This window comes from Halosimplex pelagicum (assembly GCF_013415905.1).
Classification (GTDB): Archaea; Halobacteriota; Halobacteria; order Halobacteriales; family Haloarculaceae; genus Halosimplex; species Halosimplex pelagicum.
On the sequence record NZ_CP058909.1, the window covers coordinates 2,071,729 to 2,097,929 of the forward strand.

Consider the following 26,201-nt stretch of genomic DNA (forward strand, 5'->3'; position numbering starts at 1 on the left):
CGGCTATCTGCGTTCTGGCTCGACCGACAAAGGAGAGTGTGTGACGATATGAACTCCTTCGATTGCGCGACGGCACACGTACTCAGAGCTGGGGTTCGACTTCGTCAAAGAGGTCGGTCACGAGCCGTTGGATCTCGTCGCGGATGCGACCGACCTCAGCAGCCGACTTCCCGTCCGGGTCGTCGAGATTCCAATCGCGGTTCTCACCCGCCCATCCCGCGGGACAGACGTCGTCGGCTGAACACCCATCGTGATGACGTAGTCGCTCTCTTGGGTTTCCTCGAACGTGATCTCTCGAGGAGTCCGTCTCGAGATATCGATGCCAACTGCGTGCATCGCCCGAACCACCTCGTCGTGGACGTGGTCGGCAGGGCGCGTTCCACCAGTTATGAGTTCGATTGCGTCCTCGAGTCCTTGCTGTTCAACTTCTCGCTGTGCGAGCGCGTAGGCCATCTGCGAGCGACCTGCATTCTGCACGCAGACGAAGGCAATTCTCAGCGGTTCGGATTCTGTGTTCTCAGTCATGTATTACGCGGTTCGCGCGACGCTCCGCCTGTGTCGGCAGCTCGTCGAAGAGTTCGATCACCTGCTGTTCGATTTCGGTACTGATCGCCCAGACGGACTCCCGATCGGCGTCTACTGGGTCGACGAACCCCCAGTCTCGAACGACGACCCCGGGTGGAATGTCCTCGATCGATAGTGCACAGCCCATCAATACGACAAAATCGCACGCCTCAAGCGCATCGCGGGTGATCTTCTCCGGTGACTGGTCGGATAAGTCGTAGCCTTTCTCAGACATCACCTCTATGACGGTCGGATGTATCGCGGCAGCGGGACCGGTCCCACCAGAAACGATCTCAACGTCACTTCGATTCTGAACCTGAACTTGGGTTTCGGCGAGCGCGGCGGCGATTTGGCTCCGGCCTGCGTTTTCGACGCAAGCGAATCCGAGGCGAAGCGGATCAGGGGTGTCTGTGTGTGGTGCCATCGGTGGGTCCTTTCGTCAGTCGTCTTCAGCGGGCGGTGGGGAGGAAGACGTGCTGAGCTGTCCGGTCGTGGCACCACTCCAGTCGAACTTGCGCTGAAAGTACAGCGCCACGTTGACCAACGCCAACAGGACAGGGACCTCGATGAGCGGGCCGACGACGGTCGTGAACGCGACACCGGAGCCGACGCCGAACACAGCAACCGCGACCGCGATTGCGAGTTCGAAGTTGTTCGAGGCGGCGGTGAACCCAATGGCCGTCGTCGTCGAGTAGTCTGCGCCGATGCCCTTGCCCATCCCGAAGCTGACGAGGAACATCACGACGAAGTAAATCGTCAGCGGGACGGCGATCAGGAGTACGTCACCGGGGGAGGCAACGATGTTCTCGCCTTGCGTGGCGAACATCACGATGACGGTGAAGAGGAGCGCGACGAGCGTGACTGGGTCGATCTTCGGGACCAACGTCTCGTCGTACCACTTCTCGCTCTTGGCTCGCGTGCCGACGTACCGGGTAAGGAACCCGCCCACGAAGGGGATTCCGAGGAAGATAACGATCGCCTGGAACACCTGCATCGGGGTCACGTTGAACGTCTCGATGCCCGCGACGAGCGTTTCCATCCCGAGCAGCGGCGGAAGGAATAGCCCGAAGAACCAGACGTAGACACCATACGTGATGATCTGGAAGAGGCTGTTGAACGCGACCAGCCCGGTGACGTACTCGGTCGAACCCTCTGCAAGTTCGTTCCAGACAAGTACCATCGCAATACAGCGGGCCATTCCGATGAACACGAGGCCGAGGAAGAACTCGGGGCGAGCAGGCAAGCCAGGAACGAGTCCACTGAAGAAGATCACAGCGAGTCCGAACATAAGCGTCGGGCCGATCAACCAGTTTTGAATTAAGCTTAGTCCGAGCACACGCCAGTTGCTGAACACGGCCCGCAGTTGGGAGTAGTCAGCCTTCGCCAGCGGCGGATACATCATCGCGATGAGGCCGATTTCGACGAGATGGAAGTCCTGAATCGGCTGGGTTACCGACGGGGCGACGAATCCGAGTCCCACACCGATGGCCATCGCACCGAGGATCCAGACGGTGAGGTACTTATCGAGGAAGTCCATCGACCGCGGGTCGCCACAGCTCTCACACTCACAGTTCGGGCCATGGTCGTGGGCGTCGACGTTACTCATCGCCGACCTCCGGCTTTCGAGCGGTGATAGTCGCAGAAACGAGGAACTCGCTCACGTCGTAATCGTCATCCCAGTCACGGATGAACTCGTCACTGTCGTCTTTCGGTGCGATGTTCACCGATTCGAAGCCTGTGTCGGTGAGTATCGTCTCGAGTCCGTCGATGGTCGACGCACCAGCGACACAGGACGCTACGGAGTCCGGATCGGCACGGACATCATCCGGCACCGCTGCAGTCAGTACGACGTCAGAGATCGCGAGTCGCCCGCCGGGACGGAGAACGCGAAACGCTTCGTCGGAGACTTGGGGCTTATCAGGCGAGAGGTTCACGACACAGTTCGAGATGATCACGTCAATACTCTCGTCTGAAGCCGGGAGATGTTCGATCTCACCGAGGCGGAACTCGACGTTCTCGGCGTCGTTTTGACTGGCGTTCGTACGCGCTTTTTCGACCATCTCGGGTGTCATATCCACGCCGATCACACGACCCGCCTTGCCGACTTCTTGGGCCGCGAGGAAGCAGTCGAAGCCCGCGCCTGATCCGAGGTCAAGAACCGATTCACCTGCATCAAGCGACGCGATTGCTTGGGGATTCCCACACCCGAGTCCCAGGTTTGCGTTGCCGTCGACACTCTCCAACTCGGTCTTAGAGTAGCCGAGTTGGCGGGCCGTTTCGTCGGTGGGAGCCGTCGTTTCTGCGGAACTGCAACAGGAATCGTCGCTCGAACAGCAGTCACTCTCCGCTTCGTTCTTCCCCGCAGCAATACTGGCGTACCGTTCTCGGACGACCTTCCGTTGGGTCTTTGCGTCGAGACCGGACTCCGTTGAGGTGTCGCTCGTTTCAGGCACTCGTGGTCACCTCCTGTTCGATTTCGTCGAAAAGCGCACTCACACGATCACGGATCTCATCGCGGACTTCTCGGACTCGGTCGACGTCTTTCCCATCGGGATCGTCCAGTGCCCAGTCACGGATGTCTACATCGGAGTCGTCAGCGTCGAGTTCGAGCGTCGAACAGCCCATCGTGGTGACGTAGTCACACGATTCGAGTTCCTCCGTCGAAATCTTCCGCGGTGTCCGTTCAGAGAGGTCGAATCCCTCCTCGCGCATCACCTCAACGACGACGTCGTGAACGTGATCGGCAGGGTGGGTTCCGCCAGTGAGAATCTCGACAATGTCGGCGAGATCTCGACGCTCCCGTTCGTGTTCGGCGAAGGCAGTCGACATCTGTGATCGCCCGGCGTTCTGGACGCACATGAACGCCACAGAGACTGGTGTGTCACTCATTGACCCACCTCTCGCGTCTCGTTGAGCGCTGTCAGAAGCGCCTCGGCCCGATCGGTCGTCTCGTAGTACCGCCACGTCCCGTCTTTTCGTCGCGTGACGAGCCCGGCGTCGTAGAGATCCGAAAGGGCGTGACTGATCGCGCTGTCACTGACGTCGACGATCGGATTGATTTCGCAGACGCACAGCTCCCGATCCGCGGCCGTCAGTAAACGGACGATGTTGTATCGAGTATCGTTCCCTAGCGTCTTGAGCGCAGTTAGATCGGTGTCAGGATTGGTCGGTGTCTCCGATTGATACGAGCGCAGCGAATCGAGCCGTTCCTCGATATCGGCTTCACAGCAGCCACCACTTTCCTCAGTGATGAGGCGTTCGAGTCGTTCCGTTTGTGAGCCCATAGATGGCTGATTGAACAGACACTCATATAATGGTGTCGAGATAGAGGTCACCGTTACATTCTACGCGCTATACGCACCCAAGACAGCCTCCACAACAGCATATACATTGAGACGACCAGTTTCAACTACTGCGCGACCTCCGTTCGAACCCCGTTCCGAGAATAATCGCAAGACTGCAAGCAGATAGCTTGCTACACAATCTACATAATGTACAATATGCACGAAATCTGAGTGGTGGAGGAAATCTACCAAATCCGATGCTAGTCGTTCGTAGCTTGCTCCTCAGCATCTCGACAACTTCCTGCACACGTTCCTCATCGGCTTCGATACCACGCTCCCGGAGAATCTGAAGGGCGACCTAATCACCGTGGTCCGCAATCACCCGGAGACACGCATCTTGAAACTCTCTTCCCTCAAATTCGGGAACATCAAACATAGAGAACGCCGCAGTTACCGAGGATCGCATCCGGGTGACGCTATTCCACGTCTCCTCCCGGACATAGAAGCCGTGCATATCGATCTCATCAAAGGAGAAGGCCGGTCCACCGGTAGATTCGTCCACATCCCCCTCATCCTGCTCGGGAGTGGACTCAGTCTTCGATTCTGTGTCCTCAGTAGTTATCTCCTCATCCGGTTGCGGTTCATCCTCGGTGTCAGCACGCTCGTCGTCGTCCGAGTCTACTCCTTCCTCCGTTTGTTTGAGCTGTTCAGCGACGTCGCCGAAACGGTCGTCCTCATTAGGCATGGCTGTGTTCCTCCACGAGGTCCGCTAAGTGGTCGAAATTCGGGGTCTGGTCGCAATCTTCGTCGAACTCCGAGACGGGCATTCCTTGTTTGAAAGCACGAGAAATCGCAGTCCGTTCGCGAATCCCTGGCTTCGGGATACTATCGATAGTGCGTCCCGATTCATTGAGAGCATCGAAGATCTCCGGATCCACACGGGCGTACTCAGGAACGAACGAACCGAACTCTCGGTTGAGATTTTCAACGAGAGTCCGATGCTCGTTGTGTTGCCCCATCGTTTCGCGAATCATATTCGGAGTGACTGCAAGGATATCTAACCCGATATTCTCCCGGATTGGGAAGATCTGGCGTTCAATCATCTTATTGAGGCCGTTGATCGAGCCAGCACGCGGGATCAGCGGGATTATAACGCGCTGGACGGCGATGAGGGCGTTATCGGAGAGTTTCCCACGGCCGCCGGCGGCATCAATTATCACGTAGTCGTATCCGTTTTGGATGAGTGGATCGACGACATTCCGCCGAAGCTTCACGTCTGCGAACCGTTCGTCCTTCAGCCTCGTCTCGACGTTTTCGAGTTCGTTGCTTGACGGGAGGAGGTAAACGCCGAAGTCCGTCTCGATAAGCAGGTCTTCGGGGTCTTCACCATCGATAAGGGCGTCACCGAGGTTCGCATCGCGGTCGTACGCATCGTCGTACCCAAGCTGGGTGGTCATGTGCCCGTCCTTATCCAGATCCAGTAGTACCGTCTCATGGCCGCGGTCAGCGAGTCGATCAGCAATGTTGAACGCGATCTTGGATTTCCCTACCCCTCCCTTGAGCAACGAGACAGCTGCTCCGGGGAGTCCTTCAAACTCGTCAGCACTCATAGCTCAGCACCTCCGAAAGAAGCGGATTTTGTACATTTTGTAGATTGTTGGTACAATCCCAATTGTGATAATCACCGTCGACCCTACGCAATCTACATAATTTAGATTATCAGCATTTCATACGTATTCATCGCGATCTTCGCCACCCACACGAACCAATTGAAGACGCCCAATATTCCTCATCTATATTATTTACATTATTCAGATTGGCTATGAGAACTACATCCTTCAGTCATTCAATAGAAGAGTCCTGAGTGATAGAACTCAGACAGAGCCGTTCTACCCCGTCCTCTAGTAAGTCTTTTAACTATTACCGGATTATTGGTAATTACCAGATGCATGAGGTGCTCGACGACACCGCGGCGCAGGTCATCCTCACCATCGAGAGTGGTGACTCCATCCGTCGTGTCGCCCAACACCTCCAAACGCCGTACGAGACGGTTAGACAGGCCGTCAACCGACTCGAAGACGCAGGCTACGTCCGCTATGACGACAGCCTCTCAGTCGTCGACGAGAGCGTAAGGGACGCAGCACGAGAGCTCGTCGCTGCCAGCGCCGGCGTCAGTCCACCATCCATCGAGGAGGCCTACGTCATCCCGCAGTTCGGTGACTGGCCGTTCGCATTCACACGGATCGACGCCGTCTACGTGTGGACTCAGGGCGGCTACCAGGTCGGTCGCGAGCCCGACGACTATCCACTGTTCCTGGCCGTTCGTGAGCAGGACGTCGATGCCTGGGAGGCGTTTTTCGAGTCGTTCGGCCTCCCCACTGCATTCGAGCGACAGCCCGGAGACGATCTGGACGGACCGCTGCAGATCCTCCTTGAGCCACGCCCCTCACTCGATATTGAGCACGTCGTGGGATACCCGGTCATCCCGAGAACCGAGACCATCGAGTATATGCGCGAGAACTACGCCCAGTTCCAGTCGGCGCTGGCGATGCTCGACAGGATGTACGACGACCTCAACCTCGGCGTCACGTATCGAGAGACCGAACGGGCACAGCCATGAGCTTCAACAACCGAAGTGACGCGCTCATCGAACTGCTCGAGGAGCTCACCCAACAGGGTCACGAGTACGTTCTTGTTGCGGCTACGCTGTCTCAGCGTTCAATGTTCGTTTCTCCACGGACCTCGATATCGTCGTCGCGCCTGACTCCAAAGCTGACTTCGTCGAGTTCCTCGAACAGCAGGGATTCGAGGAAACGGACAGCCACGCCAAGGAGTGGTTCTACGATACCGAGGTAATCGAGTACGAGAAGCGGCTCACGCCGCAGCAGCCGATCGGCTTCGATCTCTTGGTAAACGGACTCGGGTGTCGCCAGACGGAGGCACAGTGGTCGTTCGACTACCTGTACGACCACAGACACCAACAAGAGGTGAGCGGGGGTACAGTGACGACGGCGGCCAGAGTGATCGATGGAGCAGTCCTCGTCGCGGCAAAGCTCCATAGCGGCCGTGAAACAGACCTCCGGGACGTCCTGGCAGTAGCAGAAGAAATCGATCCCGACGCTGTCACGCCTCACCTTCGGCGAGGGGACGACGATGCGCTACGGGAGCAGCTTGAGCGTGGACTGGAGATCATAGAGAGTGATGAACTCAAGCACGGGTATCGGAGTGACTTCGGGGCCTCAGCTGTCTCAGAAGAAACGGTCACCGCTCTCCAAGAGTATCTGTCTGCACTGCTCTGTTGAATCCGCTGACAGCGGCAGGATAGCGTCGCTCTGAAGGTGGAAGCGAAGCGGAGAGGGTGAATGTGCCTGAAGTCCTCTTCCGCTTCGTTAAACAAGCCGCATCGCTGGCTCAAAAGCGCTGTGCTGCCAGCCCCACGGCGGTGGTGAGCGATCCGGCTGGCCACGGATTTGCCGACTGGAAGCATCTGACGCTACATTTCCTTCGGGTTCACATGGGTGCCACCTACCGCGAAATCGTCGATTGGGCTAGCGAGATGGATCGAGTGCGCGCCGTCTTGCAGTTGGCCCGCACTGCATTCCCGGCACCCTCGACGCTGTGGCGGTCGTTCGAGCGGGTGCCCACCCGTATCTGGCGTCAACTGCTCGACCGCTCAGCGGCCGCCTGCGATCCCGGCGACCACGGCGCCGTGGATGCCACGTTTTTCGACCGACAAGCGGCATCCAGCCACTACGTCGATCGGTCGGATCGCCACATACGGACGCTGAAAACGACGGCTCTGGTCGATACGGACTCGTGTGCCGTCCTCGACGTGCATTGTTCGGCACACTGGCCCCACGACACACAGGTGGGCCGTCAGGTGGCGCTACGCAACACCGACAAAATCGAGAGTCTCGTCGGCGACAAAGGCTACGACGACCAATCTCTGCGGGAAGCTCTCCGATCAAACGGCGTCCGGCCAGTCATCAGACACCGGCTGTTCGCCCACTACGACCACGCCCACAACGCACGGTTGGACAGCGAGCTCTACGGGCAACGCTGGATGGCCGAGAGTGCATTTTCGGCCATCAAACGCCGATACGGGTCCGCTGTCGGGCCGAGCGCCTGGTATCGCCAGTTCCGCGAACTCGTGCTGACCGCCACGGTCTACAACCTCGAACAAGCCATCAAGCAGTGATCGCTACGCCGTCCCCGGATTCAACAAGGCAGTGTCACACGTGACGCGCTCGTCGTCGCCTACTGATTGCTGGTATAGGAGAATGTTATACAGCTTTTCAGATACTATAGGCAATTCACATCATCCGTCTTTAGCTAAGACGAGAACCGCGTGACAGCGACGGCTTATCGAGGCTACTTTTCGAGAGGAATGAGGAAGAGAAGTCTGTGCACAACTCTCGCACCTCATCGAGGATCATGCGTCGGCTTACTACACTGTTTCCCTCTGAGTTCCTCGAAGAGCACGCCGAGGAACTCTGCGTGGTCGAGCGAGAGGGGAAACTACAGGTTCCAGTCCTCGTGTGGGCGCTCGTGTTCGGCTTCGCCGCAGACGAGAGCCGAACACTCGCTGGCTTCAGACGCAGCTACAACTCCACGGCTGATGAACCGATCTCTCCCGGTGTCTTCTATCACCGGTTGACACCGACGCTGGCAGAGTATCTCCGCGACCTCGTCGAGTCCGCGCTCGACGAGGTCGCTGTTCCCGACGCTGTTGACGCTGATATCGACCGATTCAGAGACGTGATGATCGCTGATGGAACGGTGTTGCGGCTCAACGAGTTCCTCTCTGATGAGTTCTAGGCCCGTCACGAGGAGCAGGCTGGAGCGAAGCTCCACCTGCTCCACAACGCCACAGAACAGATGATCGAACGGATCGACGTAACGGACGAGAAAGCGCACGACAGCACGTTGTTCGAGACGGGGCCGTGGTTGCACGGACGGCTGGTTTTGTTCGATCTGGCGTACTTCAAGTACCGCCGCTTCGCGTTGATCGACGAGAACGACGGCTACCTTCGTGAGTCGGCTGAAGCAGAGCGCAAATCCGGCGATAACGGAGGAGTTACGGGAATGGCGCGGCCGCGCCATTCCCTTGGAGGACAAGCAGCTCCACGATGTGGTCGATGATCTCTCGCGGAAGTACATCGACGTAGAAGTGGAAGCGGAGTTCAAACGCGGGCCGTACGAGGGAACTCGGTCGCTGGAAGCGGTTCTGCGTCGTCGGCGTCCTCGTTGCGGACGCCGACGACTACCATCTGTACATCACGAACCTGCCGAGAGAGGAGTTCCTCCCAACGGATCTAGCAACGCTGTATCGGTGTCGCTGGGAGGTAGAGACGTTGTTCCGTGAGCTGAAGACACAGTACGAATTGGACGAATTCGATTCAAGCAACCGTGATGTCGTGAAAATTCTGCTGTATGCGGCGTTACTGTCACTGCTGGTGAGTCGTGAGCTGTTGGATCTGGTGACCGAACAGGCCGACGATGAGATCGTGTTTCCGCCGGAACGCTGGGCGGCGACCTTCCGGTCGCACGCCCAGCTCATCCTCCACGAACTCGGTGAGTACCTCGGCTACTCGCCACCGCCGTTGCTGGAGCTGTTGATCGAAGACGCACAGAAGATCCACCAGCAACGAACGATCTTACAGGAGACGCTCGCTACCGCTACACAACCGAGGTGTGAGTCTTAGCTAAAGACGAATGGGGGCTCGCCTTTCTCTTCGGGCGAAACTCAAACACTCTTAGACCGATCCAGACCTACCTCTACAGCAAAGACGAGGGTCGGCACTATCCTGCTGGTCGATTACAGAATCAGTCACTTTCAGACGGCTCAGACACCGCCTCAGAAGAGCAATAGCAAATTAGTGCCCATTGCCAGAAGAGCATCGACTCAATCATTTCGCACCAGCGCGTCGTCTACGAGGTGATTAAAGAACTGGTAGGTCATGTTTTGTTGACCGAAAGAATGCACCCCCGTGATTTATTACTGCAGGAGCGATTATGTCCTACTATGAGCGCAAAGGGCCAGCTCCGTCGGTTCGAGAACAGGGCGCAGCTGCTGCGCCATATCTCTGAGGAGACCGGCACGGACATCGACACGCTTTGGGACGAGTACGAAGCCCAAGTCGAATAGAGCTCTTTGCTGTTTTTGACGCGTGGGCGACGATACTGATCTCGACTTATCGTTCGCAATAGATGCAGAGACAGTCTCTCTAAGCCCTATCGGGGAATATCAGATTCTCGATCTGGAAGGGCCGGTCGTCATCGTTGGAGATGCGTCGTACCGCGTTGTTCCGGTCGGTGAAGAATCAGACGCGTCAGAAGATGTCCGGGAACTCAGTGTCGACGAGATACGTGCTGCACTCAGCGAGCTCGCTGACAACGACGACTTTCAGTCGATCGTAGACAATTGCCCGACAAATACGCCGCTCGTCTACGACGACATCGATTATTTGACTCGGCATCTCCCCACAAATTCACTCCAGAAGTGCCAGAAGCTGAGTGAGAGCACCCCTTTCGAGAAGGAATTACTCCTCCAAGTTGCCTACGTAGAACGCCAAAACTCTCTCGTCGGGCACTCAGACAACGTCCTCGAGTATTATCTCGAACAGCGTGCTGAAATCGCTGAAAAAGTCCGGTCCACCGACGAGATAGACAGCGACATTGAGCGGTCATTCTTTTCGTATCTACTCCTTGCCTCAGCACTCATCGAAGAGTTGACGACGGAAACGGTCCTCAACGAACTCTTCCGCGAGGAAGCTCGTCTCGACAGCATCACAGAGCACGTTCGGAGTATGGGGCACGCGAAGCGATTAGAGAAACTCTGTGATATCCAAATACTGACCGGGGGTGACCACGGATCGCTTGTCGAGGTCAAAGAACGCAGAAACAACCTCGTCCACGACGCGCAGAAACGTGCAGGTCTTGACGAACTCGAATCGCGTCGTGAAGTCGCACAGATCCTCGAGCAGACTGATCGATGTGCGTCCGTGCTACTGACGATCTCGGGAAAGAACATTGAGTCAGCCATCGCTAAGCGAGGGTGTGACCCCTATATCGAACACGCTCAATCCGAAGCTGTGACCGACACAATCACGACCTGGGAACAGGAGAATCCAGAGCGCCTATCGAGACTTCACGACTGTGAAAGAGCAACCCTCGAAGAGATTCGCTGGGATACCGAAGAGAGTGACCCTAGGAACAACATCACGGAGGGGTTCACGTTTGATGGATTTGATGACGAAGAGCTGTATGAGATACTGATGGAGTTCGTCGGTGATGCCTCACAGGCGTTCCGTGACCGGATTGATGCCGATGCAAACGAGAGCAATCTCGATCGCTTCGATTTCGCAGTGATGGTGCTGCTCTGTGCTGGTCACAGTTACGAGGAGATTGCCCGCTGGCTGGATACCGACGAAAAGTACGTCCAGCGGAAGGAGAACGTGATAGCCTGGAGAGCTTCGCAGTTCGAGAAGGGATTGGTAGAGGAGATTCCTCGCCCAGAGGGCCCAACATGGCCATCGGACACGGCATCAGATGATCAGGATGGGTGCTAGCTCGATAACAAACAGGTCATCGTCACTAGTACGTGATGCTCTCTCAGCGGAAGGCACACTTGGATAAGACCGAGCGTAAGCATCTCGAAGACTGCCTTAAGGCAGAAGGTACCATCCGAAATCGAGAGGGCTCGCTCGTCGATTCGGCAACTGCGTCGCCGATACAGTGACCGTTACGCCGTCAGCTATCCTGAACTGAACTCGCCGAGGCACGATTGCTCGTGGTCCAGCGACTCGATGACCTGCGGATCGTCGTTTCCGGGGCCATCCTCTCTATAAATCCAATAGAGGAGTTGCTACGCGAGTCGACGACTCAGGTCAAATTCATCCTCTATTCGCTCACGTTGCTTACCGAAGAGAATCCGAACGAGGACGGGTTTTCGACCAACCGAATTTACGAACGGTATCAAGCGACGACAGAGAAGGCTGATGCGAAGACTCTCAGCGAGCACCGCGTCTATGAACTGTTGAAAGAACAGGCGTTCCTCGGTGTCGTTGAATCAACTCGGACCGGGGGTGGCCGGGGTGAAGGCAGTTATCTTGAGCATCGGCTGGTTCAGGATACGGGCATCGTGCTGAAATCTGTCCTCCGGGACAGCCGGTTGGAAGACTTGGCCTAGCTCCCGTCTCGAGTGCTCACCACACCCCTGATCACGAGTGTATCTCTCGGTACGTCGGAAACGTGGGGTAGGTGTCCTCCCTTCTCGAGTTTTACTCGTCCGGGTTGACTGGACCTTTGTACTTTGACGTCACCGTATCGCCCTCCCGCCACTGCCAGTAGTAGTAGCGATTGTCGTTGATCTCCTTGATCGTGATCGTCGCTTTGGCAGGGATGTCGTCCGGGAGATCGTCTGGTCGCTCTTCGACCCCTTCTTGGTCTGCCGACTCCTCAAGACGGGCCTCACGTTCCTTGTGTTCGGCTAGCGCTTCAGAATACGTCGCAACGTCTCGAAGCTGCTCCGGCCCCGACTCGTTGAGCGTGTTGACGATCTCCGTCGGGAGGTTCGCCGGTGGGGTTGGAGGTTCGTAGGACATCGGCTACTCTCGTGTTAACCAACACGGCCCACGAATCCATAGTTTTGTTGGTTAAGACGATGGAGACGACTCTCATGCCTGCTGACTGTAACACTACTCGAAACTTCTTTATATACAAGTTTCGTACTATGTTACACCGTGCTCCGGCGTATCGAACTCGAGGTCCTCGCCACGGTCGACCGCGGCGACACGATCTCCGAACTCGCGACGAAGCTCAACCACAGCGAGAGCTACCTCTCTCGTGCCGTCGCCGACCTCGTCGAAAAGGGACTCGTCTACACGGAACGCGACGGGCGGCGAAAACGAGTCGTTCCATCGGATGCTCGCGCCGTCGAACTCTACCGGGACCTCGTCCGCCAGCACTCCCATATCGACTTCCCCGAACTGCTGACGGGCAAGGCACTCGAAGTGCTGTACTACTTCAACCAGCCGCGAACCGTCTCCGAGATCGCCGACCGGAGCGACAACTACCGCAACACGGTTAACCGCGTCCTCAAGCGGTTTCGTGACCGTGGTCTCGTCGGGACGGCCGACGGCCACTACGAGTTCAACGCCGACTTCGACCGCCTCCACGAGTTCGCCCGTGAACTCGCACACCAGCTGCGTCGCCAGCGCCTCGAAGCCGTCGCCCCGAAGGGGACGATTCTCTGGGAGGACTACGACGAATTCCTCGCGCAGGCCGAGACGGAGATCGACGCAGAGGGGTTCCACGAAACCGGCCTCGCTCGATTCGCGGCCTTCGACCTCCAGTTCCTGCTCACCGGCCACCGCTACTACGTCTACTCCGAAGACCTCGACGCAGTCTCGCCGGCGGAGCTCTGCTGTCACACGCTGCTGATCGACGACGGCAGTCGCCACCGCTCGTACTGTCTCCTCCTGCTCAGCCACGTCGACCTCGACGAGGCGGACCTCCGAGAGCAGGCCGCGAAGTATGGCCTCGAAGACGAGATCGACGCCTTGCTGCACTACCTCGAGACGCACGGCGAGGTCGACAACGACCGACTCCCGGAGTGGGACGAGTTCCAGGAGCTGGCGGCTGACTACGAGGTGCCACTACCACCATGAGACCTACATTCGGACGTGAGTACATCGAGAACGAATTCCAGCGAATCGGGGGCGGGCTATCTGAACCGCTCACAGTCTACCTGATCGGTGGTGGCACGATGTCGCTGCGCGACCTCAAGGGGGCGACGAAAGATATCGACCTGGTCGTCCCAGATGGCGACGCATACGGGCAGTTGTGGGCCGTCCTGATGGACCTCGGGTATGCGGAGGTTCAATCGCTGGATCCAGATTACCGGGTGCTGGGGGCGACGAGCTGCGTCGAGAACGACGATGGGTGTCGCCTCGACATCTTCAACCAGCAGGTCGCGAACAAGCTCGTGCTCACCGACGGGATGCAAGAGCGTAGCGAGCCGTTCCTCGACACGGATCGACTGACGGTTCGGCTGGTCAGCAACGAGGATATCTTCCTGTTCAATGCGATCGCAGGCCGCGACGACGAATCAGATCGCCACGTTCGCGAACGAGGCACTGGTCGAACTTGAGGAGCGGTACGGGGTGACCACGCCGATCGAGGACCGCGTCCAGGAGCTCACAAATAGGTACTACCGGGGGATCGAGGTCCTCCAGGCACTCGACGAGCCCCTGACCGGCGACGAACTGGCCGCGGAACTAAATCTTGACGGTGCTGAGGTCCAGGAACGGGTTGCGTATCTTTTAGAATACGACCGGATTTGGCGAGAAGGAGAACCAGTCCATCCCGCGGAATAGTGGAGACGATTAATGTCTAATCTTGATACCGAAGCTACCTCTCCTGATTCTGGGGCCAGCTTGACCAGCTCCTATAATCCGTCCATCTCGGATACGCCAGTACATTCTACAGTACTTTCAGGGGGCCTTGTTTAGACGCCGAATTGCGGGCTGTTGAGAGCCTGTGTCCCAATCAGAGATGAACAGACGCCGTCAGCTCGGCTCGTCGGATTGTCTCGACGGGCCAAATTGCCTGGTTGCTGTACTCAATCCAAGCTGCTCAGGTCGATCTCAACTCGGAAATTGCCGAGACTCGTCAACTACTCCGTCTCGACGGCTCGGAAAAACATGCTCTCAACCACTCATACCAGCGTCTAAACACGGCCCTTTCAGGGAGGAATCAATCCTCAAAACCGTTTGCACCGTCTTCGGTTCCATACACCAACCAGAACTCCTACAATACCGTACTCACCACTCAACAAATATGAAACCGGACAGAGTGGAAATCCATCTGCAGTCACAAAGGGAATACGAACGACGCACCGCGTCCGTATCCACCTCCATCACAGCCCAGCTCGGAGACAACGGTTACCAGAACAAAAACACGCTATCCTTCGATTGCGACCCAATAGGTAACAACTACAGCAGAACGTATCTTCGAGCCACTTTCGACGATCGATCAAAAATATTCGAACGCTCATCCCGAGACATTGTAACACAGAAGTTTCTCGAACCAGTTTCCCGGTGAGTTGAGTTTCAGAGCAAGGAAGTCGAGGTACTTCTGGAGGTGATGCTTCGAGACACCGCGGAACTTCGCCAGCCACTGGCGAAGGAAGCTGTGACGGTTCTCGCAGGTGTTCGTGTGAGCGTCACCGATGACGTAGGTGTCGGAGTGGGTGACGGCCAGATGGCCGTCCACCCCCTCCAGTTCCTCGATATCGTCATAGATTCCGTATCCATCTGTACAGAGAATTACACTCCCGTCGCCATACTCTGCGATGTCTTCGTCAGCGTCCTGAAGATCCTTGCAGACAAGGAACCGAACTCGTCCGTCATCCCGACGGACGAGTGTCAGGACGGGCGGTTTATCTCCTTGGAAGTCTCCTCGCCCCTTTTTGAGAGTCCGCGCTGGCGCGGACTCGACTCCTCATCTTCGAGTCCCTTCTCCCCAGCAGTCACGTAGATCTCGTCGGCTTCACACACGTCGTAGAGATCAAACTCGTCGATATCACCACTCACGTCCTGGACTTCGTGGACGAAGTTGAGGACGGCTTCGTAGTCCCGACCAAGGTCCCGAGCGATCTGAGCGGTCGGCTCAGATCGCATCTCCTTGACGATGTCGAACATCTCTTCGAGGGCGAAGCGATGCTGGCCGAAGATCGTGTCCGTGAGGTCGTTGAAGTACGTCTCGCAGTTCTTGCACCAGTACTGCTGAGCGTCCTTGCCGGTGGTTCCTCGCTTGACGACCTCGTCACTCTCGCAATGGACACACGTCACCGTCTCGCCGAAGCGGGCGAGACGGAGACGCTCGAAGCATCGCTCACGTGGTGGCAGAAACACCTGCGCTGACTGCTTGTCCATCGTTGAACGGCACTTGACTCGCCAGCAGAATTGATGTTACGATCTATCGAGATGAGCGTATTCGAAATCCGCGACTTTCTCAAATACCACTTCTCCGATGTGAGAGACATCACGCGAACTCTGACTGTACCTATTGATGACGGACTATTTACTATCCGACCAACACAAAAGAAGGGAAGAGAAATAGAAGACTTCGATGAAATCACCCTCAGAGCCAAAGGAACCAGGGTGGAGTTTGGCGGCCAGGACAGCATGCAGCCACACATCTTCACTTATGAAGAACATGATGACGACGAACCACAGGACGAAAACAATGCAGAGAAACTCCTGGACTTCTTCAATGAAATCACATCAGACTCATTTACTCTGCCGTGTTGAATAGATTCTGAGTCACGGTTAGAGTGGTTCACAGAGCGGTTCTATGTTCGAGAGAGCGAACATCAGGACAATCTCACGGAACTGCCGATACCAGCCGAGCGCTCGCACGGCATCGCCGAGCGAGCGCTTCGTTGTCGAATACGAAGTTTCGGCCATCCAGCGCTGAGAGTAGCCTTTTGCCCGGATGAGCGCGTTATGTCCTAGCGTCAAGAGTCTGGATCCACGCTGTAAGATGAGTGGCTCGACACCGAGGGCGTAGAACTCGTATTTCGTGATCCAGTTGTGAAACGCTTTGTCGGCGGCGACCGACAGCAGGTCGTCCGCGTTCCGGCGGACGACCTGCGGTCCGGTCTTCGTATCGTGTTTCCACCGGGCTGAGATATGTACGTCAAGGACGGCAAGAGACTCTCTATCGGTAAGTGTCGTCACTTTCAGCGTTTGAACGGTACTTCCCGACCGCTGGCGGTAGTACGACGAGGCCGAGCGGCGGTCGAAGAACGTACTGTCGAGTGCGGCGTGGCCAGACTGCGGGTGCTGCTGCGCGGAAACGCGCAGCAGCGCCCGCCAGACCCACATTTCCAGTCGGTCGAACGATTTGTAGATCGTCGTGTAATCCGGCAGATCGTCTCGATCAAGGTCGAGGGCGTCACGGATCTCCGCCATGTACTCCAACCGGTTCGGCGTTTCACGGTAGCTGTGGTCTTCTTCGAGCCGAAAACAGTGCAAGACGACGTGTTTCCAGCGGGCGAACCCGCCAGTGGCGGGTTCGCCCGCGTGCTTCCCCAACGCTTGTTTGACTAGGTGCCGACACTGCTCAACGAAGTTGAGGAGATCGACTTCCATGGACAGAATCGATTTCCTCGGCTTCGTCCTTCTACTCCGTGATATAAGCCGATTAGATCGCTATTCAACACGGCAATTTACTCCTGAATCAGAGTCCGATAGAGGGCAGGACGTTCGGCAGCTATTCAACCAGTACGGCGTCACGGCCCAGTTAAGCACGTTAGCTGGGACGGACTCTGAAATCTACCAGAACTACCAGAAGGCCGTCAACGAGTTCAAAGAACGCGACTACCGTGACACAGTCCGTGATCTCGGTGTAGCAAGCGAAGAACTGATAGACCATTTCTGCCGCCAAGTCTACAAAGAAGGGGAGGTCTCGGACAACATGACTGCCCGGCTCAACCAACTCGATAAAACAGAAGACGGGCTTGCATCGTACATCGGAAAGACGGTGTCCGCCGCCTGGTGGCTACGAAACAAGGCCTCACATAACGCAGACTACGAGAGCACAGAGGCTGACGCTCACTACGCTCTTCTTTGCTACCAGATCGCGGTAGAGACCTACGTCGAGGACTTTCTTGAGGCCGAAGTCAGCTACTGAATGTGTGAAACACATTATATAATATCATCAGCTTCCAGAAGAAGCTATGATGAGGTCAGATTAGGACCAGAAACAGCAAGAAGCCGATAATAAAAACGATACGCCGGCTCCAAGAATTCCATTCCGAATTGCTCTCCAGATACGATACATACTTGTCAGATGACATCCCAGCGGCAATAAAACAAGAGGGTGGCCACCGGCTCAACGTCAAGCCGAAAATCAGGTCACAGATCCATGAGGTGTTAGAATTAGGTCTCTCATTCAGGGCAGTGCATAATTCGGTTCAGGCTTAACCGACCTGGTTGTCCAGAGCAGCTCTCAAGGACAGAGAGACAGGCTATTAGACAGATACTTCCAGGTCAAACTCCTGTTGTACAATTCCATTCAACGCTGAGGCAGTGAAATCCTCGAACACACCGTCATCAATACTGTTCCGCACCGTATACGGCTGATACCCTTCCTCCTCCAAATTCAGTTTCTTCACTTCACGGAGCACAGGCCGCAGATCCGTATAATTATACAGTTCAGGGCTTCCGTCCAACGGCCGTACCCAGAGCTCCCACTCAAAGCCATCGGTCAACACGGCGACAGCGTGAAAATCCAGATCCTTCTCTAGGTATTCCTTGACCTGCTTCCGGGCCCACTCAATCTTGTTCGGCGGCTTCGACTCCCCAAACAAACGCAAACCCAGGTCTTTCGACTCTTGAACCGGGATCGTTGTCAGACAGAAGTCAGGAATACCACGGCCATGCTTCCATTTCGGAGCGTACTGCACAGGCTGTGTACGAATCGTATGCCCCAACCCCTGAATCATGGGGTGAATCAGGTGTTCTTCGATGAACCGTTCCGGTTTCTGCCCGAGCGGATCACCTTTGAAGTAGTGACCGTCGTTTAGCACAGCTTCGAAGTGAGCAGTGCAGTTCCTCTCACCGACCTTCTCTACGAGATCCTCGAGTATTTGGAGAACTGTGTAGGCGACTTCGGAGTGGTCCTCTAGTTCCGTATCCTCCACCATTTCTATGCCGGTTGAATGATGACCAACCGATTTAAGATTATCTCCAGCTCTGGACAATATCCTGCATTATCTGGCTCAACCTCGGTCGCCACCTCTCTTCCCTGCTACCGAGGGATCGATCGTAGTACTCTTGGCCTTGTTTAGACGCCTAATTGCGGGCCGTTGAGAGCTTGTGCTTCGATTGGAGATGGGCAGACGCCATTAGTTCGACTCGTCCGATTGCTTTGACAGACCGAATTGCCCGCTACTGTGACCAATCCAGGCTGATCGGCCCAATCTCGACTCGGAAACTAGCGATACTCGTTCACGATTCCGATGCTCAGATCCGAGAAACAGCGCTCTCAACTGCTCTTACGAGCGTCTAAACACGGCCCTGAACGAGTTGTCTCGCTTGCTCAAAAAGCCGTCGTCGGCGAGCCAGATCCAGCGTTCGAAGACGGTGACGGCGGTTACGCAGATTGGGTGATCGTGGTGATTCACGGCCTCCGCGAGTACTTAGATCACACGTATCGGCGGCTGCTGGACGTGCTTCACGAGATGCATGGAATTGTCGCTCAACTCGATCTAGCGGTGGCTGAGCTGCCTGATTTTACGACCGTGTGTACGCGCAAGCAGGATCTCGAAATGCGGATCTGGCGCATCTTGTCGCGGTTGTCGGCGGAGGTGCACGATCTCGGCGATGTTCAGGCGATCGACGCAACCGGTATGGATCGGATAGCTGCCAGCCAACACTACGCAAAACGGACGAACTACACGTTTGAGGCGGTGAAAACGACGCTCCTCAGTGATTGCAAGACCGGTGCGATCCTAGATATACATTGCTCGATGAAACAGCCGCACGATTCGAAGATCGGCTGGCAAATGGTCAAACGGAACCTCGACAAACTGAACATTCTTACCGCCGACAAAGGCTACGATTGGTGGCTGCTTCGTCAAAGATTGCGTGCTGAAGGCGTGAAACCGGTGATCAAGTACCGCGAATTCGGCTGGCACGGCATCGCTAACAACTTATTGCAAGATGATACGATCTACCATCAACGCTCGAACGCCGAATCCACATTTTTCGCGCTGCGCCGCAAATACGGCGAGATCGTTCGAGCTCGAACCTGGTTCGGTCAGTTCCGTGAACTCGTCCTGAAATGCGCTGTCAGAAACATCGAACTGAGCGTCAGCCACCCACGACCGTGAATTTACGCGTCTAAACAAGGCCCTCGTTCAGTGAAGCGGCTGAGTTTGGTGGACACAAACTCGTCTTGCCGCTTCACTTCCTAGTAAGTTAGACATTTAGCCGCTCTTACTAGCGTCTAAACACGGCCGTTTGAATGTCCTCTGTTTGTCTCACGTTTCTCCCTTCCTGTCTCTTCGCGTGGCGAGGGTCATAGTAACTGGGTTGGTCGGTGCTAACGTCATCGATGCTGCGAGGTTCAACTCGTCGGTGACTGGCTCGAATCGGAACTGCTGCAGCAGTCGTGCGAGAACCAGTCGGGTTTCGAGCAGCGCGAGTCGCCGCCCGATACAGATTCGGGGGCCGCCCCCGAACGGGAAGTACGCGTACTCCGGGCGATCACCCGTCTCCCACCGGGATGGGCGAAATACCTCCGGGTCGTCGTACAGGTCCGGACGGCGGTGGGTCGCCCACTGCGAGCAAATCACGAGTGTACCCGCAGGAATGCGGTACCCTTCGACGATATCGTCGTCGATAGCCTCTCGCATCACCAGATGGACGGGCGGATACAGCCGCATCGCTTCCCGGATTGCCCGGTCCGTTCGAGGGAGGGAGTCACCCATCTTGGGTTGGCCGTCAAGTGCGGTGACTTCGTCGGCGACGGTCGCTTGTTCCTCGGGGTGGGTTGTGAGACAGTGCAGCGTGTAGGTAATCGCGAGCGCGGTCGTCTCGTGGCCAGCCAACAGGAACGTCACGAGGTGGTCTCGGATTTCACGGTTGTCCAGATCGGCGGCGAGCAGCACCGAGAGCAGATCAGTCCCATCAGTCGGATTGTCACGCCGCTCGGCAAGGAGGTCGGTAACGAATTCGTCGAGTCGTTCGATTGCTTGGCGATACCGGCGGTTGCGCGGGAGCGGCACCCAGTCGGGTACGTGTATCGGGACTCGACTGTCTGGCGTAAACCGATCCGAGACGGCACGGGCTGCATTACGGACGGCGGTCGCGTCACGAAAGTCCGTATCGAAGAGGATCTCTCCGAGAACTGTGAGCGTGATTTCTGAGGTGGCGCTGGTGATATCGACTGTGTCGCCGGCCTGCCAGTCCGTAATGTGTCGTTCGGTACAGTCAACCATCGTTGAGGCGTAGTCGGCGATCTGTCCGGGGTTGAAGGCGGGTTGGATCGCCGACCGGGTGGATTTCCAGTCGTCGCCCTCGTTGATGAGCAGGCCATCGCCGAGGAGGCCTTCTAACTCCTGGCGTTGGAAGTCACCCTTGCGATAATTGGCCGCGTTGCCTGTGAGCACGTGGTGTATCGCGTCTGGGTCGGCGAGCAGGACACCGTCCTGGCGTGGAATGGTGAACGACACGATGGGGCCGTGGTCGGCGACGGCCTGGTCAACGAAGCCGAGTGGGTCGCGGGCGTAGGAGAGTGCGTGTCCGAGTATTGGGGGCGCTGATGGTTCTGGTGGGCGGACACCGTCTGTCCGCGGTGTGGTTTGTGGCGACTCGCTCATATCTGGAGAGTCGGGACCGTCGTTCCCGAGTGTTCTCCCACGTATGGACGGGTGTTTATATGAGGGTGTAGAACAGAAGTACATGAAACGGCTCCATGTCCGTGTTACTCCGCCAACCGAGGAGTTACTCCCCGTCCATCGGGCTATCTCCGCGACTTCCGAGTTGGGGGACGCAGTCCTGTTGTCAGGTGGCGAGGATTCGGACGATCCCACGGAACTGTTCTCGATTAGGGGAAGCCGGGAGACTGTTCTTGCGGCTCTCGGCGACCAGTCAGGGATCCGCTCGGTCAATCTTCTCTCGGCGGAAGACGGAGAGACGTACGTATACGTGCGGGAAGTCGGTCAGGAACGGACAATTGCCGATGCGTTCACAGCGGACACGCTCGTGGTGACACTCCCGATCCAGTTTCGAACGAACGGCAGTGTCGAATTGACTGTGCTCGGGTCAGGGTCTGATCTACAAGCAGCGCTCGGTACTGTTCGAGAGCTCGCAGACGTGACAGTATTGAAAGTGCGGGATGGTTGGTCTGATCAGTCCAGGGACTCGCTGACAGAACGCCAGCGCACTGTGTTGCACGCCGCGTACGAGGCTGGGTACTACGACTATCCTCGTACCACCACTCAGGACAAGGTAGCCAGCGCGGTGGCCGTCACCGGCAGTACGGTTGCTGAACATCTTCGGAATGCTGAGGCGACACTCGTACAACAGGCACTCGATACTGAGTCGGCTAGCGAGTGATCTATCCCGTTCTTTTTCCTGCTTCATTCTCGGCGTTGCTCCGATGAAGACGACTAGGGTTTCAATATCGCCGCTGAAGCAAGGGTGAATACAGAGGACAATGACGAAAAATCGTCCGGTCACGGATATCTTTCGCCTTCTCGCTGACGACACACGGGTCGATATTCTTCGTGCTGTTGCTGTGTCGCAGTACGAGCTTGAACAGGTCGGATCAGGGGCTGCTGAACTCGCGTTTTCCGAGATCTACGAGCACGTCGATGTGGAGAACACGTCCAAGCTGTCGTATCACCTCGGCGAACTCACCGGGACCTATCTCCGGAAAAGCGACGATGGGTACTCGCTTTCACACGCTGGTGAGCGCATCGTTCGATTCATCCTATCGGGGAATTACGAGCAACCGGAGTCGTTTGGGCCTGAACCGGTTGATGGAGTGTGCGTCTTCTGTGGTGAGGAAGCGCTAGAAGCGAAGCTCTCGCACCAGTTTTTCCGGATCGACTGTACGGCCTGTGAGCAACAGGTGACGGGACAGCCGATCACGCCCGCACAGGTCAGGACGCGGGACGACGACTCGCTCGTGCAGAGCGTCAAGTTACGCACTGCGGAGGATGCCAGGCAGATCCGGCAGGGGATGTGTCCAGAGTGCGGGGCGCATCTGTCTGCCGACGTGGTTGCGGTACCCGAAAGTCCGTTGCCTGATGCTGATTCGTTCGTGGTGACGAGTACTTGTGAGGAGTGTCTCCGGGAGTACAACAGCCCGTTGACCTACAGCGTCGTCTACCACCCGGCGTCGATTGCGTTCCACTGGGATCGTGGCATCGATGTGACGGCGCGCGGTATCTGGGAGTTTCACGAACACGTCTATGAAGGCCACTGGACGTCCGAACAGACGGCGTCTGATCCCGAGGAGTACGAAGTCGTATTGCGTCATGGGGACGATGCAGTTCGACTCTATCTCGATTCGGCTGCGACGGTGGTGGAGACGGAGCGCGTGCGAGGCGCGAGCGGTGAGTTTTGATAGTTTTGACAACACTATTACGAAAGCGGCGTTGAGCAGACGGTGGGGCTGGTCAGGGTGTTCTCTGATTATCGACGATAAGGGCGTGTTATCGGGGTTTTCCGCTCAATTCGAGTTTTGAAGCAGATCCGATAAATTATCAAACTTCCAATACCTTTATTGGTGTTGCTGGCCCGACCAGTAATCGCGGCCAACGGAGGCCCAACACGTGCAATTGAGTAATCCCCACGACCAGACAGGCCAGCAGCATCGAACACACACCGAGATGACCGACCAACAGCAATCAGCACGAAGGAGCTCGAAATCGGCCGACGAGATTGCCGACGCATACGCAGACGTCGCTGACAAACTCGCACGGTGGCGACAGCTTGACGGACTGTTCGCTGGTCGGTATCGTCGCCGCCAGTTTGAGCACGCGAACGGTCGAGTACTTGATGTCGCCTGCGGCACTGGACGGAACTTCCGCTACGTCTCGTCGTCGAGCGAAGTCGTCGGTATCGACATCAGCACCGAGATGCTCGCTCACGCCCGCAGTGAGCTCGACAGACTCGAACTGGACGGCACTATCCATCGGATGGATGCCCAAGCACTCGACTTCCCTGACGATAGCTTCGATACCGTCATCTCGTCGTTCTCCACGTGCACCTTCCCCGACCCAATTGCCGCGCTCCACGAGATGGAGCGCGTCTGTACCCCCGACGGCGAGATCCTGCTGCTCGAACACAGCCGCAGCGACGCCGCTCCACTCGCCTGGCTTCAGGACTGGCGTGCCGAGTCCCACTACGAGAAGAACGGCTGCCGGTTGAATCACGAACCACTGGCGACCGTCGAGCAGGCCGGGATCCCGGTCGGAAACGCCTCGACCGCGTTCTTCGGTCTCGTCACTACCATCGAGGCCACTCCGAGGTGATTATCCAATGAGTCTACTGACTGTCGAGCACACTGCGACAGGCCTGTGGAGCGCATCTCGCGGTATTCCGCTCTTCGTAGCGATCCTCGCCGGATACGTCCTCGTGCTACTGTGGACACACTGGCAAAACTGCGACCGTCCCGCCCAGCAACGCAACCACCTCACCCACAGCCGTTCCGACTCATGACACGACCACGACTCTCCACGATGGACGATTGCACGGATAGAGCCACGAAACGGTCGTTCCTTGCCGGTCTCGGTAGCCTCGGATTCATCGCTTTCGGAACTGCAGCCGGTCGAACGAGCGCCGCGACAGACTCTCAGAATACTGACCCACAGCCAGGCAAGGGTCCGTTCACAGACTCAGACGAACCCGAAGCGTTCGTCGATGATGTGATGGCCGAACGAATCGGGACGACGACGCCCGGAGCTACTGTCGCCATCGTCTCGGGAGACACACCCAGCCTGACCAAAGGATACGGCGCTGCTGACGTCGATGCCGATGTTCCAGTCCGAGCCGACGAGACGGTGTTTAGAGGCGGGTCAGTCGGCAAGCTCGTCACCTTCACCGCCGTCATGCAGGGCGTCGAACAGGGCGTACTTGACCTCGACACCGATGTCAACTCGTATCTCGGCGACTCCACTGTCACTGTGCCGGATACGTACGATGATCCTGTGACGCTCCGGCATCTCGGCACTCATACCGCCGGATTCGAATCCACACTCGATCCCGATATCGTCGCAGATCCAGCTGCTCTCGACTCGCTGGAGGCGTTACTCACCAACCAGCAGCCTTCGCGCATCCGCCCGCCTGGTGAGCTTGTCGGGTACTCAAACTACGGCGCAGGGCTCGCCGGCCACGTCATCGCCGAAGCTCATGACACGACATTCGAGGAGTACGTTCAGTCGGAGATCTTCGAACCGCTCGGGATGACTCGGAGCACATTCGCCCAGCCAGTTCCCGACGACCAGCCTGGCAACCTCGCTGCACCACACGTCCGCGACGGTGAGTCGTTCCTGGTAGCCGACGATGTGTACATCAATATGCGTCCTGCGGGCTCGCTAAGCGCGACGGCAACGGACATGGCTGCGTTCATGAGTGCACACCTCGGCGGCGGCGCAGTCGGCGACACGCGGATTCTCGACGCGGAGACCGCCGAGACGATACACAGCCGCCACCACGTCCGTCACCCGGCAGTTACCAATTGGCGGTACGGGTTCCACGAGTACGGTAACCCCGACGCCAACCTTCTCGGCCACTCGGGTGCGACGGTCAAATTCACGAGCTACCTGCTGCTCGCCCTGGACCACGATATCGGGATCTTCGTCGCCTACAACGGCAACCCGAGTGAAGGTCCGAAAGCGGTCGTTGATGAGATCGTCGCGGAGTTCGATCTCCAGCAAGCACCGACGACGCCGACACCGACTTGGAGATCGGGCGGTCAGGAGCGCGCCGAAACCGTTGCCGGCGAGTACAGCCTCACGCATCTCCCACAGAGCGGGCCACTCCAGGTCGTCGATCTGCTCGAACACCTGACCGTCGAACCCGCAGATAATGGCCGCCTGCGCACTACAATCCTCGAAGGAGACGGCCGACAGTGGGTCGAAACCGTACGTGTACGAGGAGGTGGGCGGGCACGATGTCCTGGCCTTCGAGGTTACAGATGGCGAGGTGGACGTGCTGAATATGAGTAGCGAACCTACTGGCGTCTACCAATCCGTTCCGTTCCACGAACGCCAACTCGTCACCGGCGGTGTACTTGGGACGGCACTATCGGGCTTCGGTCTCTCGCTCGTCGGATGGGGCGGACACAGCGCCTGGCGGCAGTGGAAACAGCACCGCACCGATGATGACCCCAACATGGAGGACTCTGAATGACAGATCAGCACGTCTCTCAACAACGAACCGAACAGCAGCACGAGTACGACGACCAAAGCGGGTTCACGCACGGCGTTAAACGCCGATTGACGAGCGCGTCGTGGCTCGCCCGCGCGGCAAGCGTCGGCCTGAGTAGCGTCTCGATTGGGTTCGTCATGCTCTTCATGTTCGTCTTGGAGACCGGCGGCGACCTCACCCTCTTCACGCGACCGCTGCCGATGCAGATCGCACTCTCGCTCCCGTATCTCATCGGAGTCCTCACGTTCGGGACGACTGTCGGTGCATTGTTGGCGTGGCGGTACCGCTACTGGTCACCCACTACACGCATTCACCAGACGGTCTTGGCACTACTGGGTCTCGTATTCAGCTGGCAGCTTTCGACACTGGGATTCATAGCATTATGAGTTCGAGGATG

26 protein-coding genes and 5 pseudogenes are annotated in these 26,201 nt (G+C 57.1%); 18 read left to right on the forward strand and 13 right to left on the reverse strand.

Annotation, left to right across the window (positions count from 1 at the left end; all coding sequences use genetic code 11):
- Positions 1-82: 82 nt before the first annotated feature.
- From HZS54_RS10185 to HZS54_RS10220, 8 genes and pseudogenes are all read right to left on the reverse strand, one after another.
- Positions 83-525 (reverse strand): annotated as a pseudogene (locus HZS54_RS10185) (arsenate-mycothiol transferase ArsC).
- Positions 518-988: an arsenate-mycothiol transferase ArsC gene (locus HZS54_RS10190; protein WP_179922438.1), complete on the reverse strand. Its 471-nt coding sequence runs from the start codon at positions 986-988 to the stop codon at positions 518-520. Before HZS54_RS10190 ends, HZS54_RS10185 begins: the two are co-directional and overlap by 8 nt.
- A 15-nt stretch (positions 989-1,003) precedes the next feature.
- Positions 1,004-2,170, reverse strand: coding sequence for an ACR3 family arsenite efflux transporter (gene arsB, locus HZS54_RS10195; RefSeq protein WP_179922439.1), 1,167 nt, complete (start codon positions 2,168-2,170; stop codon positions 1,004-1,006).
- Entirely contained in the window at positions 2,163-3,017 is an 855-nt protein-coding gene (arsM, locus tag HZS54_RS10200; protein WP_179922440.1) for an arsenite methyltransferase, read from the reverse strand. Before arsM ends, arsB begins: the two co-directional genes overlap by 8 nt.
- The gene (locus HZS54_RS10205; protein ID WP_179922441.1) at positions 3,010-3,453 is read right to left on the reverse strand and encodes a low molecular weight phosphatase family protein; all 444 of its coding nucleotides are present in this window, start codon (positions 3,451-3,453) and stop codon (positions 3,010-3,012) included. The genes arsM and HZS54_RS10205 overlap by 8 nt, the downstream gene beginning before the upstream one ends.
- Positions 3,450-3,848 (reverse strand): ArsR/SmtB family transcription factor, encoded by a 399-nt coding sequence (locus HZS54_RS10210; protein ID WP_179922998.1) that lies wholly within the window; start codon positions 3,846-3,848, stop codon positions 3,450-3,452. The genes HZS54_RS10205 and HZS54_RS10210 overlap by 4 nt, the downstream gene beginning before the upstream one ends.
- Positions 3,849-4,108: 260 nt before the next feature.
- Positions 4,109-4,593 (reverse strand): annotated as a pseudogene (locus HZS54_RS10215) (DUF7970 domain-containing protein).
- On the reverse strand, positions 4,586-5,458 hold the full coding sequence (locus HZS54_RS10220) for a ParA family protein (RefSeq protein WP_179922442.1): 873 nt from the start codon (positions 5,456-5,458) through the stop codon (positions 4,586-4,588). The pseudogene HZS54_RS10215 and the gene HZS54_RS10220 overlap by 8 nt, the downstream one beginning before the upstream one ends.
- A 335-nt stretch (positions 5,459-5,793) precedes the next feature.
- Between HZS54_RS10220 and HZS54_RS10225 the strand changes: the two genes are divergently transcribed.
- The 7 genes and pseudogenes from HZS54_RS10225 (at position 5,794) to HZS54_RS10250 (ending at position 12,039) form a co-directional block, all read left to right on the forward strand.
- Complete coding sequence (locus tag HZS54_RS10225; RefSeq protein WP_179922443.1) at positions 5,794-6,468, forward strand: helix-turn-helix domain-containing protein; 675 nt, start codon at positions 5,794-5,796, stop codon at positions 6,466-6,468.
- Positions 6,465-7,150: pseudogene (locus tag HZS54_RS10230) on the forward strand (hypothetical protein). Before HZS54_RS10225 ends, HZS54_RS10230 begins: the two are co-directional and overlap by 4 nt.
- 62 nt (positions 7,151-7,212) lie before the next feature.
- On the forward strand, positions 7,213-8,046 hold the full coding sequence (locus tag HZS54_RS10235; RefSeq protein ID WP_179922444.1) for an IS5 family transposase: 834 nt from the start codon (positions 7,213-7,215) through the stop codon (positions 8,044-8,046).
- 236 nt (positions 8,047-8,282) lie between these two features.
- A pseudogene (locus tag HZS54_RS10240) lies at positions 8,283-9,553 on the forward strand (IS4 family transposase).
- Positions 9,554-9,873: 320 nt separating this feature from the next.
- Positions 9,874-9,996, forward strand: coding sequence for a hypothetical protein (locus tag HZS54_RS26460; RefSeq protein WP_008528531.1), 123 nt, complete (start codon positions 9,874-9,876; stop codon positions 9,994-9,996).
- A gap of 22 nt (positions 9,997-10,018) precedes the next feature.
- Positions 10,019-11,419, forward strand: a complete 1,401-nt coding sequence (locus HZS54_RS10245) for a hypothetical protein (RefSeq protein ID WP_179922445.1) — start codon at positions 10,019-10,021, stop codon at positions 11,417-11,419.
- 221 nt (positions 11,420-11,640) lie between these two features.
- The gene (locus HZS54_RS10250) at positions 11,641-12,039 is read left to right on the forward strand and encodes a Cdc6/Cdc18 family protein (protein WP_246391887.1); all 399 of its coding nucleotides are present in this window, start codon (positions 11,641-11,643) and stop codon (positions 12,037-12,039) included.
- Positions 12,040-12,130: 91 nt separating this feature from the next.
- Here HZS54_RS10250 and HZS54_RS10255 read toward each other — a convergent pair whose 3' ends face one another.
- The gene (locus HZS54_RS10255; RefSeq protein WP_179922446.1) at positions 12,131-12,454 is read right to left on the reverse strand and encodes a DUF6788 family protein; all 324 of its coding nucleotides are present in this window, start codon (positions 12,452-12,454) and stop codon (positions 12,131-12,133) included.
- 138 nt (positions 12,455-12,592) lie between these two features.
- On the opposite strand from HZS54_RS10255, the gene HZS54_RS10260 reads away from it, so the two are divergent.
- Together HZS54_RS10260 and HZS54_RS26660 are read left to right on the forward strand one after the other, a co-directional pair.
- On the forward strand, positions 12,593-13,519 hold the full coding sequence (locus HZS54_RS10260) for a helix-turn-helix transcriptional regulator (protein WP_179922447.1): 927 nt from the start codon (positions 12,593-12,595) through the stop codon (positions 13,517-13,519).
- Positions 13,516-14,227 (forward strand): annotated as a pseudogene (locus HZS54_RS26660) (hypothetical protein). Before HZS54_RS10260 ends, HZS54_RS26660 begins: the two are co-directional and overlap by 4 nt.
- 676 nt (positions 14,228-14,903) lie before the next feature.
- Here the strand turns inward: HZS54_RS26660 and HZS54_RS10270 are convergent.
- Positions 14,904-15,787, reverse strand: a protein-coding gene (locus HZS54_RS10270) for an IS1595 family transposase (RefSeq protein ID WP_179922448.1) whose coding sequence is annotated in 2 segments (ribosomal slippage) — positions 14,904-15,325 and positions 15,325-15,787 — 885 coding nt in all. Because the reading frame shifts where the segments join, the coding sequence is not laid out codon by codon here.
- A 51-nt stretch (positions 15,788-15,838) separates the two neighbouring features.
- On the opposite strand from HZS54_RS10270, the gene HZS54_RS10275 reads away from it, so the two are divergent.
- Entirely contained in the window at positions 15,839-16,165 is a 327-nt protein-coding gene (locus tag HZS54_RS10275; RefSeq protein WP_179922449.1) for a hypothetical protein, read from the forward strand.
- A gap of 18 nt (positions 16,166-16,183) precedes the next feature.
- Here HZS54_RS10275 and HZS54_RS10280 read toward each other — a convergent pair whose 3' ends face one another.
- The gene (locus tag HZS54_RS10280) at positions 16,184-17,008 is read right to left on the reverse strand and encodes an IS5 family transposase (protein WP_179922450.1); all 825 of its coding nucleotides are present in this window, start codon (positions 17,006-17,008) and stop codon (positions 16,184-16,186) included.
- Here HZS54_RS10280 and HZS54_RS10285 point away from each other — a divergent pair.
- Positions 17,007-17,549, forward strand: coding sequence for a hypothetical protein (locus HZS54_RS10285; RefSeq protein ID WP_179922451.1), 543 nt, complete (start codon positions 17,007-17,009; stop codon positions 17,547-17,549). The genes HZS54_RS10280 and HZS54_RS10285 overlap by 2 nt on opposite strands.
- Before the next feature lie 340 nt (positions 17,550-17,889).
- On the opposite strand, the gene HZS54_RS10290 is transcribed toward HZS54_RS10285, so the two are convergent.
- Positions 17,890-18,564, reverse strand: coding sequence for a hypothetical protein (locus tag HZS54_RS10290; RefSeq protein ID WP_179922452.1), 675 nt, complete (start codon positions 18,562-18,564; stop codon positions 17,890-17,892).
- 315 nt (positions 18,565-18,879) lie between these two features.
- On the opposite strand from HZS54_RS10290, the gene HZS54_RS10295 reads away from it, so the two are divergent.
- Positions 18,880-19,752 (forward strand): IS5 family transposase, encoded by an 873-nt coding sequence (locus HZS54_RS10295; RefSeq protein WP_179922453.1) that lies wholly within the window; start codon positions 18,880-18,882, stop codon positions 19,750-19,752.
- 150 nt (positions 19,753-19,902) lie between these two features.
- Here HZS54_RS10295 and HZS54_RS10300 read toward each other — a convergent pair whose 3' ends face one another.
- Complete coding sequence (locus HZS54_RS10300) at positions 19,903-21,243, reverse strand: cytochrome P450 (protein ID WP_179922454.1); 1,341 nt, start codon at positions 21,241-21,243, stop codon at positions 19,903-19,905.
- Between the two features lie 82 nt (positions 21,244-21,325).
- Between HZS54_RS10300 and HZS54_RS10305 the strand changes: the two genes are divergently transcribed.
- The 6 genes from HZS54_RS10305 (at position 21,326) to HZS54_RS10330 (ending at position 26,190) form a co-directional block, all read left to right on the forward strand.
- Positions 21,326-21,982, forward strand: a complete 657-nt coding sequence (locus HZS54_RS10305) for a helix-turn-helix domain-containing protein (RefSeq protein WP_179922455.1) — start codon at positions 21,326-21,328, stop codon at positions 21,980-21,982.
- Positions 21,983-22,082: 100 nt separating this feature from the next.
- Positions 22,083-22,997: a winged helix-turn-helix domain-containing protein gene (locus tag HZS54_RS10310; RefSeq protein ID WP_179922456.1), complete on the forward strand. Its 915-nt coding sequence runs from the start codon at positions 22,083-22,085 to the stop codon at positions 22,995-22,997.
- A 265-nt stretch (positions 22,998-23,262) separates the two neighbouring features.
- Positions 23,263-23,907, forward strand: coding sequence for a class I SAM-dependent methyltransferase (locus HZS54_RS10315; protein ID WP_179922457.1), 645 nt, complete (start codon positions 23,263-23,265; stop codon positions 23,905-23,907).
- 207 nt (positions 23,908-24,114) lie between these two features.
- Positions 24,115-25,602: a serine hydrolase domain-containing protein gene (locus tag HZS54_RS10320; protein ID WP_179922458.1), complete on the forward strand. Its 1,488-nt coding sequence runs from the start codon at positions 24,115-24,117 to the stop codon at positions 25,600-25,602.
- Positions 25,595-25,786 carry a hypothetical protein gene (locus HZS54_RS10325; RefSeq protein WP_179922459.1) on the forward strand — a complete coding sequence of 64 codons (192 nt, stop codon included), beginning with the start codon at positions 25,595-25,597 and terminating at the stop codon, positions 25,784-25,786. Before HZS54_RS10320 ends, HZS54_RS10325 begins: the two co-directional genes overlap by 8 nt.
- Positions 25,783-26,190, forward strand: coding sequence for a hypothetical protein (locus tag HZS54_RS10330; protein ID WP_179922460.1), 408 nt, complete (start codon positions 25,783-25,785; stop codon positions 26,188-26,190). Before HZS54_RS10325 ends, HZS54_RS10330 begins: the two co-directional genes overlap by 4 nt.
- The last annotated feature ends 11 nt before the right edge of the window (positions 26,191-26,201 follow it).

Coding starts and splice junctions, on each gene's coding strand:
- HZS54_RS10190 (WP_179922438.1), bottom strand. CDS start 988: ATGGCACCACACACAGACACCCCTGATCCGCTTCGCCTCGGATTCGCT.
- arsB (WP_179922439.1), bottom strand. CDS start 2,170: ATGAGTAACGTCGACGCCCACGACCATGGCCCGAACTGTGAGTGTGAG.
- HZS54_RS10205 (WP_179922441.1), bottom strand. CDS start 3,453: ATGAGTGACACACCAGTCTCTGTGGCGTTCATGTGCGTCCAGAACGCC.
- HZS54_RS10210 (WP_179922998.1), bottom strand. CDS start 3,848: ATGGGCTCACAAACGGAACGACTCGAACGCCTCATCACTGAGGAAAGT.
- HZS54_RS10220 (WP_179922442.1), bottom strand. CDS start 5,458: ATGAGTGCTGACGAGTTTGAAGGACTCCCCGGAGCAGCTGTCTCGTTG.
- HZS54_RS10225 (WP_179922443.1), top strand. CDS start 5,794: ATGCATGAGGTGCTCGACGACACCGCGGCGCAGGTCATCCTCACCATC.
- HZS54_RS26460 (WP_008528531.1), top strand. CDS start 9,874: ATGAGCGCAAAGGGCCAGCTCCGTCGGTTCGAGAACAGGGCGCAGCTG.
- HZS54_RS10255 (WP_179922446.1), bottom strand. CDS start 12,454: ATGTCCTACGAACCTCCAACCCCACCGGCGAACCTCCCGACGGAGATC.
- HZS54_RS10275 (WP_179922449.1), top strand. CDS start 15,839: ATGAGCGTATTCGAAATCCGCGACTTTCTCAAATACCACTTCTCCGAT.
- HZS54_RS10285 (WP_179922451.1), top strand. CDS start 17,007: ATGGACAGAATCGATTTCCTCGGCTTCGTCCTTCTACTCCGTGATATA.
- HZS54_RS10280 (WP_179922450.1), bottom strand. CDS start 17,008: ATGGAAGTCGATCTCCTCAACTTCGTTGAGCAGTGTCGGCACCTAGTC.
- HZS54_RS10290 (WP_179922452.1), bottom strand. CDS start 18,564: ATGGTGGAGGATACGGAACTAGAGGACCACTCCGAAGTCGCCTACACA.
- HZS54_RS10295 (WP_179922453.1), top strand. CDS start 18,880: ATGCTCAGATCCGAGAAACAGCGCTCTCAACTGCTCTTACGAGCGTCT.
- HZS54_RS10300 (WP_179922454.1), bottom strand. CDS start 21,243: ATGAGCGAGTCGCCACAAACCACACCGCGGACAGACGGTGTCCGCCCA.
- HZS54_RS10305 (WP_179922455.1), top strand. CDS start 21,326: ATGAAACGGCTCCATGTCCGTGTTACTCCGCCAACCGAGGAGTTACTC.
- HZS54_RS10310 (WP_179922456.1), top strand. CDS start 22,083: ATGACGAAAAATCGTCCGGTCACGGATATCTTTCGCCTTCTCGCTGAC.
- HZS54_RS10315 (WP_179922457.1), top strand. CDS start 23,263: ATGACCGACCAACAGCAATCAGCACGAAGGAGCTCGAAATCGGCCGAC.
- HZS54_RS10320 (WP_179922458.1), top strand. CDS start 24,115: ATGGACGATTGCACGGATAGAGCCACGAAACGGTCGTTCCTTGCCGGT.
- HZS54_RS10325 (WP_179922459.1), top strand. CDS start 25,595: ATGAGTAGCGAACCTACTGGCGTCTACCAATCCGTTCCGTTCCACGAA.
- HZS54_RS10330 (WP_179922460.1), top strand. CDS start 25,783: ATGACAGATCAGCACGTCTCTCAACAACGAACCGAACAGCAGCACGAG.